15 protein-coding genes and 1 pseudogene are annotated in these 15,187 nt (G+C 73.7%); 9 read left to right on the plus strand and 7 right to left on the minus strand.

Annotated elements, in window-relative coordinates; all coding sequences use genetic code 11:
- Window positions 1-208: 208 nt before the first annotated feature.
- The 3 genes from ACFVDM_RS00660 to ACFVDM_RS00670 all read right to left on the minus strand — a co-directional run bounded on the left by ACFVDM_RS00660 (window position 209) and on the right by ACFVDM_RS00670 (window position 3,604).
- The gene (locus ACFVDM_RS00660; protein ID WP_383630955.1) at window positions 209-802 is read right to left on the minus strand and encodes a GNAT family N-acetyltransferase; all 594 of its coding nucleotides are present in this window, start codon (window positions 800-802) and stop codon (window positions 209-211) included.
- Between the two features lie 45 nt (window positions 803-847).
- Window positions 848-1,729, minus strand: coding sequence for a peptidoglycan recognition protein (locus tag ACFVDM_RS00665; RefSeq protein WP_383630958.1), 882 nt, complete (start codon window positions 1,727-1,729; stop codon window positions 848-850).
- Window positions 1,730-1,981: 252 nt separating this feature from the next.
- Complete coding sequence (locus ACFVDM_RS00670) at window positions 1,982-3,604, minus strand: hypothetical protein (RefSeq protein WP_383630961.1); 1,623 nt, start codon at window positions 3,602-3,604, stop codon at window positions 1,982-1,984.
- 253 nt (window positions 3,605-3,857) lie between these two features.
- Between ACFVDM_RS00670 and crcB (ACFVDM_RS00675) the strand changes: the two genes are divergently transcribed.
- From crcB (ACFVDM_RS00675) to crcB (ACFVDM_RS00685), 3 genes are read left to right on the plus strand one after another with little or no spacing between them, the layout of a single operon-like run.
- Window positions 3,858-4,274, plus strand: a complete 417-nt coding sequence (gene crcB, locus ACFVDM_RS00675) for a fluoride efflux transporter CrcB (RefSeq protein WP_383630964.1) — start codon at window positions 3,858-3,860, stop codon at window positions 4,272-4,274.
- Window positions 4,271-4,642: a DUF190 domain-containing protein gene (locus ACFVDM_RS00680; protein ID WP_383630967.1), complete on the plus strand. Its 372-nt coding sequence runs from the start codon at window positions 4,271-4,273 to the stop codon at window positions 4,640-4,642. The genes crcB (ACFVDM_RS00675) and ACFVDM_RS00680 overlap by 4 nt, the downstream gene beginning before the upstream one ends.
- A complete protein-coding gene (crcB, locus tag ACFVDM_RS00685) occupies window positions 4,639-5,013 on the plus strand; it encodes a fluoride efflux transporter CrcB (RefSeq protein WP_383630970.1) in 375 nt (124 codons plus the stop codon). Before ACFVDM_RS00680 ends, crcB (ACFVDM_RS00685) begins: the two co-directional genes overlap by 4 nt.
- Here the strand turns inward: crcB (ACFVDM_RS00685) and ACFVDM_RS00690 are convergent.
- Window positions 4,939-6,505: pseudogene (locus ACFVDM_RS00690) on the minus strand (DEAD/DEAH box helicase); the annotation flags it as partial. The gene crcB (ACFVDM_RS00685) and the pseudogene ACFVDM_RS00690 overlap by 75 nt on opposite strands.
- A 169-nt stretch (window positions 6,506-6,674) precedes the next feature.
- Window positions 6,675-6,878, minus strand: a complete 204-nt coding sequence (locus ACFVDM_RS00695; RefSeq protein WP_383630974.1) for a cold-shock protein — start codon at window positions 6,876-6,878, stop codon at window positions 6,675-6,677.
- Between the two features lie 791 nt (window positions 6,879-7,669).
- On the opposite strand from ACFVDM_RS00695, the gene ACFVDM_RS00700 reads away from it, so the two are divergent.
- Genes ACFVDM_RS00700 through ACFVDM_RS00715 form a run of 4 tightly spaced genes read left to right on the plus strand, consistent with a single transcriptional unit; the run spans window position 7,670 to window position 10,558 of the window.
- Entirely contained in the window at window positions 7,670-8,110 is a 441-nt protein-coding gene (locus ACFVDM_RS00700) for a hypothetical protein (RefSeq protein ID WP_383632096.1), read from the plus strand.
- Window positions 8,111-8,119: 9 nt separating this feature from the next.
- Complete coding sequence (locus ACFVDM_RS00705; protein ID WP_383630977.1) at window positions 8,120-8,674, plus strand: toxin; 555 nt, start codon at window positions 8,120-8,122, stop codon at window positions 8,672-8,674.
- A gap of 43 nt (window positions 8,675-8,717) precedes the next feature.
- Window positions 8,718-9,956 carry an MAB_1171c family putative transporter gene (locus tag ACFVDM_RS00710; RefSeq protein ID WP_383630982.1) on the plus strand — a complete coding sequence of 413 codons (1,239 nt, stop codon included), beginning with the start codon at window positions 8,718-8,720 and terminating at the stop codon, window positions 9,954-9,956.
- Complete coding sequence (locus ACFVDM_RS00715; RefSeq protein WP_383630985.1) at window positions 9,953-10,558, plus strand: hypothetical protein; 606 nt, start codon at window positions 9,953-9,955, stop codon at window positions 10,556-10,558. The genes ACFVDM_RS00710 and ACFVDM_RS00715 overlap by 4 nt, the downstream gene beginning before the upstream one ends.
- 27 nt (window positions 10,559-10,585) lie before the next feature.
- On the opposite strand, the gene ACFVDM_RS00720 is transcribed toward ACFVDM_RS00715, so the two are convergent.
- Both ACFVDM_RS00720 and ACFVDM_RS00725 read right to left on the minus strand, forming a co-directional pair.
- Window positions 10,586-12,265 carry a SpoIIE family protein phosphatase gene (locus ACFVDM_RS00720; protein WP_383632099.1) on the minus strand — a complete coding sequence of 560 codons (1,680 nt, stop codon included), beginning with the start codon at window positions 12,263-12,265 and terminating at the stop codon, window positions 10,586-10,588.
- Between the two features lie 117 nt (window positions 12,266-12,382).
- Window positions 12,383-13,876: an MFS transporter gene (locus ACFVDM_RS00725; protein WP_383630988.1), complete on the minus strand. Its 1,494-nt coding sequence runs from the start codon at window positions 13,874-13,876 to the stop codon at window positions 12,383-12,385.
- 69 nt (window positions 13,877-13,945) lie between these two features.
- Here ACFVDM_RS00725 and ACFVDM_RS00730 point away from each other — a divergent pair, with 69 nt between their 5' ends.
- Complete coding sequence (locus ACFVDM_RS00730; RefSeq protein ID WP_383630991.1) at window positions 13,946-14,584, plus strand: TetR/AcrR family transcriptional regulator; 639 nt, start codon at window positions 13,946-13,948, stop codon at window positions 14,582-14,584.
- Window positions 14,585-14,677: 93 nt separating this feature from the next.
- On the plus strand, window positions 14,678-15,163 hold the full coding sequence (locus ACFVDM_RS00735; protein ID WP_383630994.1) for a peroxiredoxin: 486 nt from the start codon (window positions 14,678-14,680) through the stop codon (window positions 15,161-15,163).
- Window positions 15,164-15,187 lie beyond the last annotated feature (24 nt).

The following is a 15,187-nucleotide window of genomic DNA, read 5'->3' on the forward strand; positions in this document are numbered from 1 at the left end:
CCCGGCCGGTGGAACCCGGTGTCCACCGACCGGTGGACACGGGCCCGGGGGCGTCCCCCCGTACGGCCCGACCTGTGGACACGGGCCCGGGGGCGTTCCCCGTACGGCCCCGCCACCACCACCACCTGAGGAGCGGCGGACGCCCCCCTCAATAGAACCGCGCACGCCCCTCGCGCCCCTCAGGGGCGGCGGAAACCCTCCGCGCCCCTCATATACGGGCCGACAGGCGCGCCCTGGCCTCCGGCCACTCCTCGGCGAGCAGCGAGAAGTAGACCGTGTCGCGCCAGGTGCCGTCCGGGCGGCGGCGGTGGCGGCGCAGGACTCCCTCGCGGCGGGCGCCGAGGCGGGCTATCGCCTCCTGGGAGCGGACGTTGAGATGGTCGGTCTTCAACTGGACGCGTCCCATGCCCAGTTCCTCGAAGGCGTGGGTGAGCAGCAGGATCTTGGTCTCGGTGTTGACGGCGGAGCGCCAGTGGGCGCGGCCGTACCAGGTGAATCCGATCTCCAGGCGCTCGTCGGGCAGATGGATGTCCATGAAGGTGGTCCAGCCGATCGCCCGGCCGCTCTCCCGGTGGATGACGGCGAGCGGGACGTACGCACCTCGCCCGGCGTCCTCCAGCAGGTCCGCCATCACCGCGGCCAGATCCTCGGGGGTGCGGGGGGTCGGGCGGCCCAGCCAGCGCCAGACCTCGTCGTCGTCGCCTCCGGCGGCGAAGAGGTCGTCGAGATGGTGGAGGGACAGCGGCTCGATGCGGACATGGCGGCCGGTCAGGGTCACGGGAAGAGGCTGCGTCGCGGGCATACCGCCATGCTAGGTCATTCACACTAGACAAAACAAGAATACGTACTAGTGCGAAACCCGAAGGAGTGACGGCGCCCCGTCCCCGCCTCCGCCGGGCACCCCGCTCCGGCCGGATCCCCCGCCCGGCTCAGGCCCGTCCGGAGACCTCCCGTCCCGCTCCGGCCCACGCGGGGACTCCGCGTCCGCCGTACCGGTGCGGGCCTGCCGGAGGGCCGCCGCCTCGTCCCGGATCTCGGGCAGCGCCGCGTACAGCGCCTCGCCGGGGCAGTTGGTCTGATAGGCGTCGCGGTGGCCGGAGATGACGTGGAGAACGGCCGCCTCGCCCTTGCGGTAGCGGCTCGCGTCGTTCGTCGAGACGAGCCGGACCGTGCCGCGCGGATCGGAACCGGGCCGCAGTTTCCAGGCCGCGACCTCCGCCAGTGCCCGCACGAGGGCCCGGGGCACCTTCGTCCCGCGCCCGTAGTTGCCCAGCACCGCTATGCCCACGCTGTCCGCGTTGAAGCCGGTGGTGTGCGCCCCCCGGACCGGGCGCGTGATGCCGCCGGCCCGGCCCTCGTAGATCGTTCCGCACCGGTCGACGAGGAAGTTGTAGCCGATGTCGTCCCAGCCGTTGCCCTTGATGTGGGCCTCCTCGACCGCCCGCAGCATCTGCGGCACGTCCGCGCAGTCGTAGGCGTTGGACTCCCCCGTGTGATGGATGAAGACCGCGCGCACCGCCCCCGTGTACACCGCGTGCTCACGCACCATGCCCTCGTCCGCGTGCCAGTCCGCGCGGGTGACGATCGTCGGCTGCGGAACCCCCGGGGCCCGTTCGTGCACCGGGGCGGCGGGGGCGGACGAGATGAAGCGCACCGGGGCGTCCCGCAGCATCAGAAAGGCGAGCGGGAGGACCGCGGCGCCCAGCCATATGCGTTGATGGGGCCACATGACCTCCACCCTGCGGCCTCACCGCCCGGTGCGCAGAAACCGTGGCCGATCGAGTGAAACCGCTGGTCGGGGACGCGCCCCGGGAGACACGGCCCGGGGTGGACGCCCCGGGGGACGGCCCGGCGCGCCCCACGTTCCCGCGACCCCCACGCGCCCCGCAGACCGGGCCCAGCGGCCTCAGCAGCCCCCGCAGACCCGGCCCCACCAGCCCCCGATCGCACGGCCCCGCCCGGCCCAGCGGCCTCAGCGACCTCAGCAGCCCCCGTCGCGGGGCAGCCGGTACGCCGAGTCCAGCCGGTACGTCCCGCCCTTCGGCACCGTCAGCCGGGTCCACTCGCCGTCGGGCCGCAGACAGGCCCGCCCGCCGTCCGTGCCGCGCGCCCGGAGCCACGGCGAATGGGCCACCCTGATCGTCACCGAACCGGCCTCGGGCATCCGCACCACCAGCTCCGCGTCGTCGCCGCGCACCACCTGGGCGGGGGCCTGGACCAGGGGCGTCGCGTCGTGCACCCGGTAGACGGTCCAGCCGGCGTCCCGCCACACCGGGGTCAGCCAGGGCTGTCCGGCCGCGACCAGCTCCGCCTCGGCCCGCGCGGGGCCGTCCGGCTTGCCGTGGTGGAGCACCACGAAGCCCACCGCCCAGCGGTCCAGCCAGGCCCGGTACTCCTTCGGCGAGAAGGTCCCGTCGTAGAAGAGCCGGCCCCGTTCGACGTCGAGCTGCCGGTTCCAGCCGCGCGCCATGTTCACGTACGGGGAGAGCACCGTCGCCTCGCGGTGGTTGCGGGCCGGGACGACCTCGACGCGGCCGCGGTCGGCGCCCAGGCGGCGCAGTTCGGCGACCACGCCCTCGGTGTGCGCCGCCCAGACCGGCTCCTTGCTGGACACCCTGAGATCGCTCACGGTCTTGTTGAGGAGCCAGCCACAGGACACCACCAGGGCCAGCGCCATCACCGCAGCCCGCCGCCGGGACCCCTCCCGGCGCAGCGCGCTCGCCGCCGCCAGCAGCAGGGGCGGCGCGACCAGGCCGAGCAGCCGTTCCACATTCGTCCCGATAGGTGAGGCGACGAAATAGGTGAGCACCACCCCCACGGCGTACACGACGGCGCCGTACCGCAGCAGCAGCCAGGCGCGCCCCGCCGGGGCCGCGACCACCAGCACCGCGCACACCGCGAGCGGCATCCACACCCGGTTCCCGGGCATCGGCTGCTCGCCGTGGAACGGGAAGAGCAGCGACGTGGACCCGACCACCACGAAGAACGGCACCACGAGGTACACGCCCTTGCGCCACTGCCGGTCCAGCAGATACGCGGCCCCCGTCACCACGAGGAACAGGCCCGACACCGGGCTGGCCATCGTCGACAGCGCCCCGGCCGCCACGGCGACGACCGCCCGCTCCGCGTACAGACAGGCGACGAGCCCGATGGCGACGCCCAGGGCGAACGTCGTACGCCCGGAGGCGACGTTGCACCACAGCGCGAACGCGCCGAACAGCGCGGGCAGCAGGGGGTGCGCCATGCCCCGGCGCTCGAAGAGGACGGCCAGCAGCCAGGTCCCCGCGAGCCCGGCGGCCACGGAGACGGTGCGCACGCCGACGAACGCCATCACGTAGGAGGAGAAGACGCTGTAGTTGGCGGTGTGGGTCCCGCCGTACCAGGACAGGTTGTAGGCGGCGCCCGGATGCCGTGCGGTGAACCCCGTCCAGGCCAGCTGCGCGGCGAGGTCGCCGCCGCCGGTGGCCAGGAACAGCCCCCATACGGCGTACAGCGGGACCACCACGGCCACGGCGGTCAGCGGGACCCGCTGCCGCCGCCACCACGGCGGCGCGACCGCCCCGGCCGCCGTCTCCCCTCCGTCCGCACGGCGGGGCAGTGGCACCCGCACCCTGTCTTCTACTGTCGTCCGCAATTCCCCGCCGGCATACACGCGGGTCACCCTAGGGCCTCTGATCCGCCCGGTACGCCCCGGCCGGACGCGGGCGATAATCTGGAGGGAGCGGGGACCGGTGTCGGTCGCCGCGCGGCGGTGGGGCCCGCCGTACCCGAACCGCGGTCGTCGTACCGCCAACGGTCCCTACTTGCGTACGTGCGCGCGCCCGCGTCCGGCGGTCGCCCCGGCAGGTAGGAGACGTGTGTCCGAGAAGGTCCGCAACCCGCAGACCGCGGTCGTCGCGGTCGTCGCGCTGGGCGGTGCCGTGGGCGCCTGTGCCCGGTACGGCGCCTCGCTGCTCTGGCCCACCCCGGCCGGCGGCTTCCCGTGGACGACCCTCGTGGTCAACGCGACCGGCTGCGCGGTCATCGGGGTGTTCATGGTCGTCATCAACGAGGCGTGGCCGGTCCACCGGCTGGTGCGGCCGTTCTTCGGTACGGGGGTGCTGGGCGGGTTCACCACGTTCTCGACGTACGCCGTGGACATCGAGCGGCTGGTCGACGGCGGCCGGGCCCGGACCGGGCTGGCCTATCTGGCCCTGACCCTGTGCACGGCCCTCGCGGCGGTGTGGAGCGCGGTGTGGCTGACCCGCCGCGCACTGGCTTGGAGGCAGGCATGACGGCATCGGCGTCACATCCGGGTCTGCGGCTGACCGTCCTGGTCGCCGAGACGGACACCTGGCACCACCGCCCGGTCTTCACGGAGATCGTGCACCGGGCGCACGCGGCGGGGCTGGCGGGCGCGAGCGTCTTCCGGGGCATCGAGGGGTTCGGCGCCTCCTCGATGATCCACACGCAGCGGCTGCTCTCGCTGAGCGAGGACCTGCCGGTGGCGGTGGTCGTCGTGGACACGGAGGAACGGATCCGGGCCTTCCTGCCGCGCATCGCCGAGCTGACGAACGGCGGGCCGGTCACCCTGGACGCCTGCGAGATCGTCCGGCCGCAGCCCGCGCCGGACCCGGAGCGGGGCACGGGGGAGCAGCGGTGAACTGGCTGCTCGTCATAGCCGGCGCGGCCGTCGGCGCCCCCCTGCGCTATCTGACGGACCGTGCCGTGCAGGCCCGGCACGACACGGTCTTCCCGTGGGGGACGTTCACGGTCAATGTGTGCGGCAGCCTGGTGCTGGGGCTGCTGACCGGCGCGGTGGCGGCCGGGGCCGCCTCCACGCACGTCCAGCTGCTGGTGGGCACGGGGCTGTGCGGGGCGCTGACCACGTATTCGACGTTCAGCTACGAGACGCTGCGGCTGGCCGAGGACGGGGCCCGGTTCTACGCCGCCGTCAACGCGGCGGCGAGCGTGGTCGCGGGCCTCGGCGCGGCCTTCGCCGGGGTCACTCTGGCCGACGCGATGTGGGCCTGACCTTCCCGCCGGCCTCCCCGTCGGCGGCCTCCCCGTCGGCGGCCTTCCCGCTGGCCTTCCCGTCGCCGGCCTTCCCTCGGGCCGGGCGCGACCCGGTGATCCTGCTCAGCTCGGCCGCGCCGGGGCGCACCTCCGCGATGTGCGGGGTGATGCCGGCCTCGGCCATCAGCCGGGCCACCTCGCGGCGCTGGGAGGGCATCACCAGGGTGACGACACTGCCGGACGCGCCGGCCCGCGCGGTGCGTCCGCCGCGGTGCAGGTACTCCTTGGCGTCGGTGGGCGGATCGACGTTGACGACGAGGTCGAGGTCGTCGATGTGGATGCCCCGGGCGGCGACGTCGGTGGCGACGAGCACCGGGACCTGGCCGGTGCGGAACCGCTCCAGGGTGCGGTTGCGCTGCGGCTGGGACTTCCCGCCGTGCAGCGCCCCGGCCTCGATGCCCTGCGAGAGCAGGTGCTTCGCCAGCTCGTCCACGGCCTGCTTGGTGTCCAGGAACATGATCACCCGGCCCTCGCGCGTGGCGATCTCCGTCGTGGTGGCGTCCTTGTCGCCGGGCCGGACGTGGAGGACGTGGTGCTCCATCGTCGCCACCGCGCCGGCGGCCGGGTCGACGGAGTGCACCACGGGGTCGTGGAGGTAACGGCCGACCAGGGAGCCGACGTTGTGGTCCAGCGTGGCGGAGAACAGCATCCGCTGGCCCTCCGGGTGGACCTGGTCGAGCAGCGCGGTGACCTGCGGCATGAAGCCGAGGTCGGCCATCTGGTCGGCCTCGTCCAGGACCGTGACCATGACCCGCTCCAGGGCGCAGTCGCCGCGTTCGATCAGGTCCTTGAGGCGGCCGGGCGTGGCCACGACGACCTCGGTGCCGCCGCGCAGCGCCGCGCTCTGCTTGCCGAGGGACATCCCGCCGACGACGGTGGCCGTGCGCAGCTTCAGCGCGCGGGCGTACGGGGCGAGTGCGGCGGTGACCTGCTGGGCCAGTTCGCGGGTGGGGACGAGGACCAGGGCGAGCGGGCGGCGGGCGGCGGCGCGGCGGCCCTCGGTGCGGGCGAGCAGCGCCAGGCCGAAGGCCAGGGTCTTGCCCGAGCCGGTGCGGGCGCGGCCGAGGACATCGCGACCGGCGAGCGCGTCGGGCAGCGTGGCGCCCTGGATGGGGAAGGGAACGGTGACGCCCTCGGCGTCGAGCGCGGCCAGCAGCGGGGCGGGCAGCAGCGGCAGGGCGGCGAAGGAGTCCACGGCGGGCCGCGCCGGGGTGACGGTCTCCGGCAGGGTGAACTCGCCCTTGCGGGTGGCGGTGCGGCGGGCGCTCCCGGTGGCGCGCTGCACCGGGGCGCCGAATCGCCGCCGGGCGCCGGGCTTGTCCTGGCCCTGGGCGCGGAATCCACCGGAACGGGTCCGCCGGGGGCCGCCGCCCCGCGCACGGGAATCCCCGTCGTCGGAACGGCCGGAACGGCCGGAACGGTCCTGGCGGCCCGGACGGTCGCGGTTCATGGAGTGTCCTTCCTCGACCGGACGCGTATCGGGGAATTCGACGTGCATGGCGGAACGGAAATCACTGGAACGGCCCTTCGGTATACGCGAACGGGCCGGGCCCCGCACCTGTGGTGCGGGGCCCGGCCGTGAATGTCCACACGGCGCCGGAGCGCCGGTGCCATCGGATTCACGCGGGGACGATGTTCTCCGCCTGCGGGCCCTTCTGGCCCTGCGTGACGTCGAAGGAGACCTTCTGGCCCTCCTGCAGTTCCCGGTAGCCGGTGGCGTTGATGTTCGAGTAGTGGGCGAAGACGTCGGCGCCGCCGCCGTCCTGCTCGATGAAGCCGAAGCCCTTTTCCGCGTTGAACCACTTGACCGTACCGCTGGCCATGTTTCTTCTCCTTCTGGGGCAGAGCCCGGGAACCCGCACCGTGCAGGTCCCACGTCGTCGCGATGATTACCCCGTCCGGACAATGCACCGGAAATACAGAAGCGCACTCACCGGGCCATTTCTCCGGGAGAAGCACCGACGTCATCGGGAACCACAACTGCAACTGAGATCCACGGTAGCACGATGAATCCGAACAAGCGCGGCATGTAATTGCGACGGACCGGTCGGACCATCATTTCCGTCCGCACCCCGCGGAGAATTCGGCGGGGACACCGAAGGGCATTTCCCGGCGGTGCGGCGGTCCGGCGGGCGCGGCCGGCGGCGCCGAGCCGGGACACCCGCCAAGGGCACTGACCGGCGGGTCAGTTGATGACTGCCTGACCAGGGGCCATAATGCAGAGGTAGCCCTTCACGCATCCCCCGTCGTGAAGGGCTACACCCCTGTGTGCGCGGGCCCTCTTCCCCCGGACGGGCCCGCGCGCACGTCTTCGCGGCGCTCGCGCGTCCGTCTTCCCGGGTCACCCGCGCATACGTCTTCATGGGCAAGGGACTCCCCTCGTGGTCCCCTGCCCATGTTTTTTCGAGTTAACAGTGACGTAGAGTGTTTGCGCAAGCCCGCTCCGAGCACCGGAGCGACATGCTCCACTTCGTCCCACTACGGTGTCCCGCCAGGGTTCCCGGGCGGCCGACCGGGCCCGCGGGTTGGTTACAGTACGAGCCCGTTGACCGAAACGAGCAGCGCGGACGGCCGGACAGGCGCCCGCGCGGTGGACGGGAACGTGGGGGGCCGGATGGACAGCGGCGGGGAACGCGCGCCGGAGCTGCGGACGTTGCGGCAGAAGGTCGAGTACATGGTCGAGAAGACCTTTCCCGGCCGGAAGATCTCGGGCCGGGTCTTCGCCGACCTGGTCAGGGAGCGCGGCGGCTCCCTCTCCCACAGCTACTTCTCCAACATCCTCGCCGGCAAGGTGACCCAGCCGTCCGAGGACATCCTCAAGGCGCTCGGGCTCGGCTTCGGGGTGGACTGGCGCTTCTTCAAGGAGGAGTCCGAGGTCGTCGACGACGTCGTCGCCGGACTCCAGTTCCTCGCCAAACGGCGGACCGGGGAGATCAGCGGAATCGCCGGCCGGGGCCTCGACGAGGACGGACTTCCGCCCGAACTGCTCCAGTTCGCCCTGGACCTCCTCCAGGACGCGAAGGACCGGGAGACCCCGGACGGCCCCGAGGATTAGGGTTCGTGCATGCGTGAACTGAGGAAGGAGTGCGAGGCGGGGCTGGCCGGTCTGCCGCTTCCCTTCCCCTTCACCGTCGAGGGGCTGGTGGCGAACATGGCGGAGGCCACCGGCCGCACCATCGTGCTCCAGGAGATGCCCGACCGGCTCGCCCGCGTCAACACCGCGTGCGGGCTGCGGCTGAAGGCCGGCGGGACCAGCTTCGTCCTCTTCCGCCGCCGCCCCACCGCGTACCAGACCCAGCACGTCATCCTGCACGAGCTGTGCCACGAGTGGTTCGACCACGGCGCCTCGCTGGACGCCGAGCAACTGCGGCGGCTGCTGCCCGTCTTCGACACCTCGCTGATCGCCCGGGTCGTCGGGCCGGAGGCGGTGCTCGCCCCGGACGCGGTGCAGGCCCGCGCACAGTACGACACCCACGACGAGCGCATGGCCGAACTCGGGGCCTCGCTCATCCCCCGGATGGCCCGGGACGTGACGAGCGACGACATGGTGGGACGGCTCGCCAACTCGCTCGCACGGCCGGTCGCCCACCGCCGCCGGGGGTTCTTCCGCCGGTCCTGACCCGCCGGCCCCTCCCCGTCCCCCCACCCCAAGGACCCCTGCCGTGACCCCGCTCGACGCCGCCGGCTACCTCATAGCCGGCCTGATGACCGCCGTCGCCCTGTGGCGCATGCCGGCCGCCCTGTGGGGCGACGAGGAGGACCGGCGGCGCCGGGCGCTCTGGGGCTGCTACGCCGGATTCGCGGCCGCGCTCTGGACCAAGACCCGCATCGTGCGCATCGGGCTCAACGACAGCCCGGTCACCGATCTGTCCGTCCTCATCAAGCACTACACCGCGACCGTCGCGATCCTCGCCATCCTCAGCTACATCGTGGCGATCTACGGGAGTTACGCGGACGCCGGGGACGTCCCCCGCCATGTGCGGTTCGCCCGGCTGATCCAGCAGGTCGCGGCGAAGGCCTCGGTCGCCACGCTCGTCCTGCTGACCGTCCTCTTCTTCACCGTCGTCGACCGCTCCACCCCCTCGGACCGCTTCGTCGCCGACCACGCCGGACAGTGGGGCGCGACGCTCTACATGACGGTCTTCTACCTCTACCTCGGGGCCGCGTCCGCCGTCTGCGCCTACCAGTGGGCCCTGGCCACCGGCAGCGCCCGGCGGCTCCATCTGCGGGTGGGGCTCGGGATGATGACGTTCGCGATGTTCATCGGCGTCGGCTACACCGTCAGCCGCACGCTGTTCCTGTGGATCAGCGTCGTGGACCGGCCGGGCGAGGCGTTCGCGCTGCGCTTCGACGAGATCACCGAGGCCGCCCAGCTCGTCCTGTTCGCCTTCTTCGCGGTCGGCGCCTCCGTGCCCGCCTGCCACAACGTCGCACGCCGCGCGAAGCTCTGGCGCGCCCAGGCCCGGCTGCACCCCCTCTGGTACGAGCTGATGACGGCCTTCCCCGAGCAGCCCTTCGAGCCCCCGCGGTCGCTGCCGCGCGAGCTGACCCGGTTCGGGACCCCGGCCGATCTGCGCATCGACCGCTGGGCGGCGGACATCGCCGACGCGGTGGAGAAGCTGCGCCACTACGTGCCGGACGCGCTCCTGCCGGCCGCCGAGGCCGCCGCGGGCGGGCCCGGTCCGGTGGCCGACGCGCTCTGGATCCGGGCCGCGCTGGTGGCCCGGGGCGCGGGCGCGACCGCCGGCCCGGCCGCCGCCGTCGCCGCCCAGCACGCCACCGACCAGGACGGCGAGATCGCCCGGCTCGTCCGGGTCGCCGCCGCCTTCCGTACTGCCACCGGGCAGGACGCCCGGCGGATCCTGGAGTCCCCCGCGGCCGTCGAGGAGCACCCGGCATGACCACGACCACCGACAGCACCGCCGGCCCCGCGGCCGAGCACCCCGTCGCCCGCACCGTGACCGATGTCTTCCAGCCCCGCAACGTCCTGCTGGGCGGGATGCTCGCCATCGGGCTGGCCGCCGCGGGCGACTGGACCGGGATCCTCTGGGGGCTGCTCGGCGCGCTGTGCGCCGGAATCGTCCCGGCCGGGTACATCGAATGGGAGCGCGGGCGCGGCACCTGGGGCGACCGCCATGTCGTCGACCGGACGAAACGGGCCCCGATCTTCTTCGTCATCCTCGGCTCCATCGGCGCCGGCTCGGCCGTCATGGTGGCGGGCGGCGCGCCCTCGGGCATCCTGACCGCGATGCTCGCCCTGTGGGCGATGACCGTGGTGCTCCTGGCGGTGAACACGGTCTGGAAGATCTCCGTGGACGCCTCCGTCGCCTCGGCCTCGGTGGCGCTGCTGAGCGCGGTGCACTCGCCGTGGTGGCTGGCGGGCTACGTCATGACGGTGGCCGTGTGCTGGTCGCGGGTGGCACTCGGTTACCACACGACCGCGCAGGTGACGGCCGGTGCGGCGCTGGGGGCGGCGACGGCGGGCGCGTTCCTGCTGGGGTGAGGGCGGGGCGCCGCGTCCCGTTGCCGGTCAGGCGGGCGGGCCGGGGCGGGCGCGCGAGGCCAGGACCGCGATGTCGTCCTCGGCGCCGGGGCCGAAGCGGTCGAGGACCGTGTCCAGCAGCTCCTCCAGCGCGCCGCTGGGCGGCAGTGTCAGGTCGGCGAGTCGGCGGACGGAGACGTCGATGTCCTCGCCGCGCCGCTCGACCAGGCCGTCGGTGTACATGAACAGCACCGTTCCGGGGCCGCAGGCGATCGAGGTCGTACGGTAGCCGCCGAAGCCGGTGCCCAGCGGCGGCCCGGCCGGGACGTCCCCGATCCGCGTACCGCCGGGGCCGGGGTCGATGAACACCGGGGGCAGATGGCCGGCGCTCGACACCTGGCAGATCTGCCCGGCCCGGTCGACGAGGGCGAGCAGACAGGTCGCCGCCCGGTCGAGCCCGGAGCGCTCCACCATCCGGTCCAGCTGTTCCAGGATGCGGTGCGGCGGCAGTTGCTCGTCGGCCAGCAGCCGCAGCAGCGAGCGGTAGTGGCTCATGGCGACGGCCGCCTCGACGCCGTGGCCCATCACATCGCCCATGGCCTTCAGATGGCGCCCGTCGGGCAGCGGGATGACGTCGAACCAGTCGCCGCCGACGAGGACGCTGCGGTCGGCCGGGAGATAGCGGGTGGCGATCTCGATGTGCGGGTGCGGCGGGCGCGGTTCGGAGAGCAGGGAGCGCTGGAGCTCCAGGGCGATGGTGTGCTCGTGGGTGAAGCGGCGCGCGTGGTCGAGCCCGACGGCGGCCCGCCCGGCCAGCTCGCGGGCGATCAGCACGTCGTCCTCCGTGAAGACGGGCGAGTCCCCGGCCCTGACCAGGCCCAGTACGCCGATCGGCTCGCCGCGCACGGAGACCGGCACGATCACCGCCGAGTGCATGCCGAGGGAGCGGTAGGCGGCGACCCGGTCCGGGGAGGGTGCGGAGCGGCCGAGCTGGACGTCGGTCGTGAGGTTCTCGACGACGGGCCGGTTGTCCGCCAGACAGCGCGGTACGGCGGCGTCCTCCTGGTAGTCGACGTAGTCGCCGGTCGCGCCGAACCGCGCCAGCGCCCCGCGCAGCTCCGGCACCGCCGTGGCGGCGGCCCGCCGCAGCCGGACCAGGCCCGGGGGTGCGGGGCGCACCGGCGGGGCGACGTCCCGGGGGAAGACCTCGACGGTCGCGAGGTCGGCCAGCTCCGGGACGACCAGGTCGACCAGTTCGGCGCAGGTGGTGTCCATGTCGAGGGTGGTGCCGATCCGGGTGCCGGCGAGGTCCAGCAGGGTCAGATGGCGGCGGGCCTGGGCCAGCCGGCGCTGTTCCTCGTCGGAGGCCATGACCTCCAGGACGATTCCGGCGAGGCCGACGACCCGGCCGGCCACCTCCAGCCGGTGGTAGGCGCCGTGCCAGTAGCGCCGGGCGGTGCCGGAGGCGGCGGGGGTCCAGCCGCTGGAGGTGATCTCGCGGGCCCGTCCGTCGGCCAGTACCGCGCGCATCATGTCCTCCCGGGCGTCGACCCCGGGCAGCACATCGGCGACGGTGCGGCCGAGGTGGGCGGCGGCGGGGAGGCCGTTGAGCCGTTCGAGGGCCGGGTTGACGTAGAGGTACCGCAGCCCGGTGTCCAGGACGCCCACCCCCGCCGTGGTGCCGTCGAGCAGCGCCGCGAGCGCCCCGGCGTCCAGCGGCGACGGCATGTCGGCGTGCGCTTCGGCCTGCAAGTCCACCTCCCGGGCGGGGCGCGGGACACCCTGTCCGCCCGGTCCTTATCGTGGGCCGACCGCACCGCGCCCGCATCCCCAGAGGGTCGTGCTTCAGTGCAGCGGCATCGCCCCGCCGGTCTCCGGTTTGCCCCGGGGCACCAGCACGCCGGCGACGGCGGCGCATCCGCCCGCGGCCACCGCGCAGACCAGGAAGGCGTCGGCGAAGCCGGTCACGGTGCCGGCCGCGCCGCCGATACCGGCCGCGGCCACCGTGGAGACCACGGCGACACCGACGGAGCCACCGACCTCGTGGAAGGTGTTCACCACGCCGGAGGCGAGCCCGGCCTCCTCGTGGGCGACCATGCCGAGCGCCGTGGTGGTCGCGGTGACGAAGACCGCGCCGAGGCCGAGCGCGGACACGGAGAGCGCGGGCAGCAGCGTCCCGTACACCCCGCTGTGCGCGTCGAGGCCGGTCAGCGGCACGCAGCCGGCGGTGGCGATCACCATGCCGCCGACGGCGGTGGGCCGGCTGCCCACCGAGGTGACCAGCCGTGCGCCGAGATGGGCGCCCGCCCCGACGGCCACCGCCACGGGCAGGAAGAGGAGCCCGGTGCGCAGGGCCCCGTAGCCCCGGCCGTGCTGGAGGTAGACCGAGCCGAGGAAGAAGAAGGCGAGGAGCAGCCCGGTGGAGATCAGCATGAGGAACGCCCCGGCGAGCACCGGCCGACGGGTGAACATCCGCAGGTCCATCAGCGGTCGGCGGGACGCGCGCTCGACCGCCGCGAACGCCGCCCAGAGCAGGGGGGCGGCGGCCAGCGGCAGAAGGGCGGCCGGTTCGCCCCAGCCGCTGTCCCCGGCCTCGACCAGTCCGTAGATCAGGGCGGCGGTGCCCGCCGTGACGAGGAGCGCGCCGGGGAGGTCGAGCCGGACGGGGCGCCGGACGGGGGCGGGCGGCGGCAGGAGGGCGGGGAGGACGGCCAGCAGGGCGAGGCCGACGGGCACGTTGACGCGGAAGACCCAGCTCCAGCCCGGTCCCCCGGCCAGCGCGCCGCCCAGCAGCACGCCCACCGCGGAGCCGGTGCCGCCGATCGCGGCCCAGACGCCGAGCGCGCGGGTGCGCGCCGCGCCGTGGAAGGAGGTGGTGACGAGCGCGAGGGCGGCGGGGGAGAGCAGCGCGGCCCCCAGGCCCTGGGCGACGCGTCCGCCGATCAGGACGGCGGCGCTGTCGGCGAGGCCGCAGGCCAGCGAGGCGGCGGTGAAGACGGCCAGACCGGTGAGGAGGACGCGCCGGGCTCCCAGCGCGTCGGCGAGCCGGCCGCCGAACAGCATCAGTCCGCCGAAGCAGAGCGTGTACGCGGTGACCACCCAGGTCATCGCGGTGCGGTCCAGGCGCAGATCGGCGGCCATGTCGGGCAGCGCCACGTTCACCACGGTGACGTCGAGCACCAGCATGAACTGGGCGGCGCACAGCAGCGTCAGCAGCACCCCGGGCCGGCGGAGGACGGGCGGCGGCGGGTGGGAGCCGTGGTGGCCGGGGTGGGTGCGGCCGTGCGGAGGGGTGGCGGCGGGCGCGCCGGAGCGCGGCGAGGTCTCGTCAGGCGTCATGATCTGAACTGTACGGTCCAGTTCACATGAACTCAACCGTACAGTTCAGGTCGCTGTTAGCATCGCCCCATGGAGAACAGACCGCGCCCCACCGGACCCCGCGCCGAGGCCAAACGGGCCGCCATCGTGAAGGCGGCGCGCGCGGCGTTCCTCCGGGACGGGTTCGGGGTCGGCATGGACACCATCGCGGCCGACGCGGGCGTCTCGAAGGTGACGGTCTACAACCACTTCGGCAGCAAGGAAGCCCTGTTCACCGCGGTCATCGCGGACGCGCTCGACGAACCGCTCGGCGGCGCGTCGGCCGCGGCGCTCGCCGCCCTCCCCGACGCCTCCGACCTGCGCGCCGCCCTCACCGAGGCGGCCCGCGGCTGGGTCGCGGCCGTCCGGGGCAACGCCGACGTGATCGCCCTGCGGACCCTCGTCGCCGCCGAACTGCACCGCTTCCCGGAGCTGGCGCACGGCTGGCGGGGCAGCGGTCCGGAGGGCCACCACCCGGCCGTCGCCGACGCCCTGCGCGCGCTCGCCGACCGGGGACGGCTCGTCGTCCCCGACCTGGACACGGCGATCATCCAGCTGTACGCGCTGCTGGTCTTCCCGCACCTGGTCTTCGGCTCGTACGGCACCACGCTCGACGACGACGCCACCGACCGGCTGATCACCCACGGCGTGGACATGTTCCTGGGCTACTACGCCGCCCCGGCCGGCTGACCCCTCCGCGTGCGGGCGCCGCACCGGGGGCGCGCATGCTGTACGGAGCACGGGCCGCTCCGTCCACCAGCGCCGCACACCGAAGGGCACACCATGGCATCGTCACCGCAACTCGGCACCACGCTCCCCGACTTCACCCTGGCGGGAGGCGTCCTCGCCGGGGACTCCTTCGAACGCCGCGACTACACGCTCTCCCGGGCCCGCGGCCGGGCCCTCGTGCTGGCCTTCTACCCGGGGGACAACACCGCCGTGTGCACCAAGCAGCTCTGCGCGTACTCCTCGGGTCTGGAGACCTTCGAGGGGCTGGACGCGGAGGTTTGGGGGATCAGCCCCCAGGGTGTGGACAGCCATGAGGGGTTCGCCCGCGCGCACGGGCTGCGGATGCCGCTGCTGGCCGACCCGGAGCGCGAGACCGCGCGGGCCTTCGGGGTCGCGGCGCCCGGGATCGGGGTGCGGCGCTCGGTGTTCCTGGTCGACCCCGAAGGCGTGCTGCGGTGGAAGCACGTGGCGCTGCTGGGGGCCACGTTCCAGTCGCTCGACACCCTGGCGAAGCAAGTGTCCGGCATCCGTAACAGCTAGAACACTGCCGGGACACGGCAGTGT

The sequence above is a fragment of the Streptomyces sp. NPDC057682 genome (assembly GCF_042799575.1).
In the GTDB taxonomy this organism is placed as follows: Bacteria; Actinomycetota; Actinomycetes; order Streptomycetales; family Streptomycetaceae; genus Streptomyces.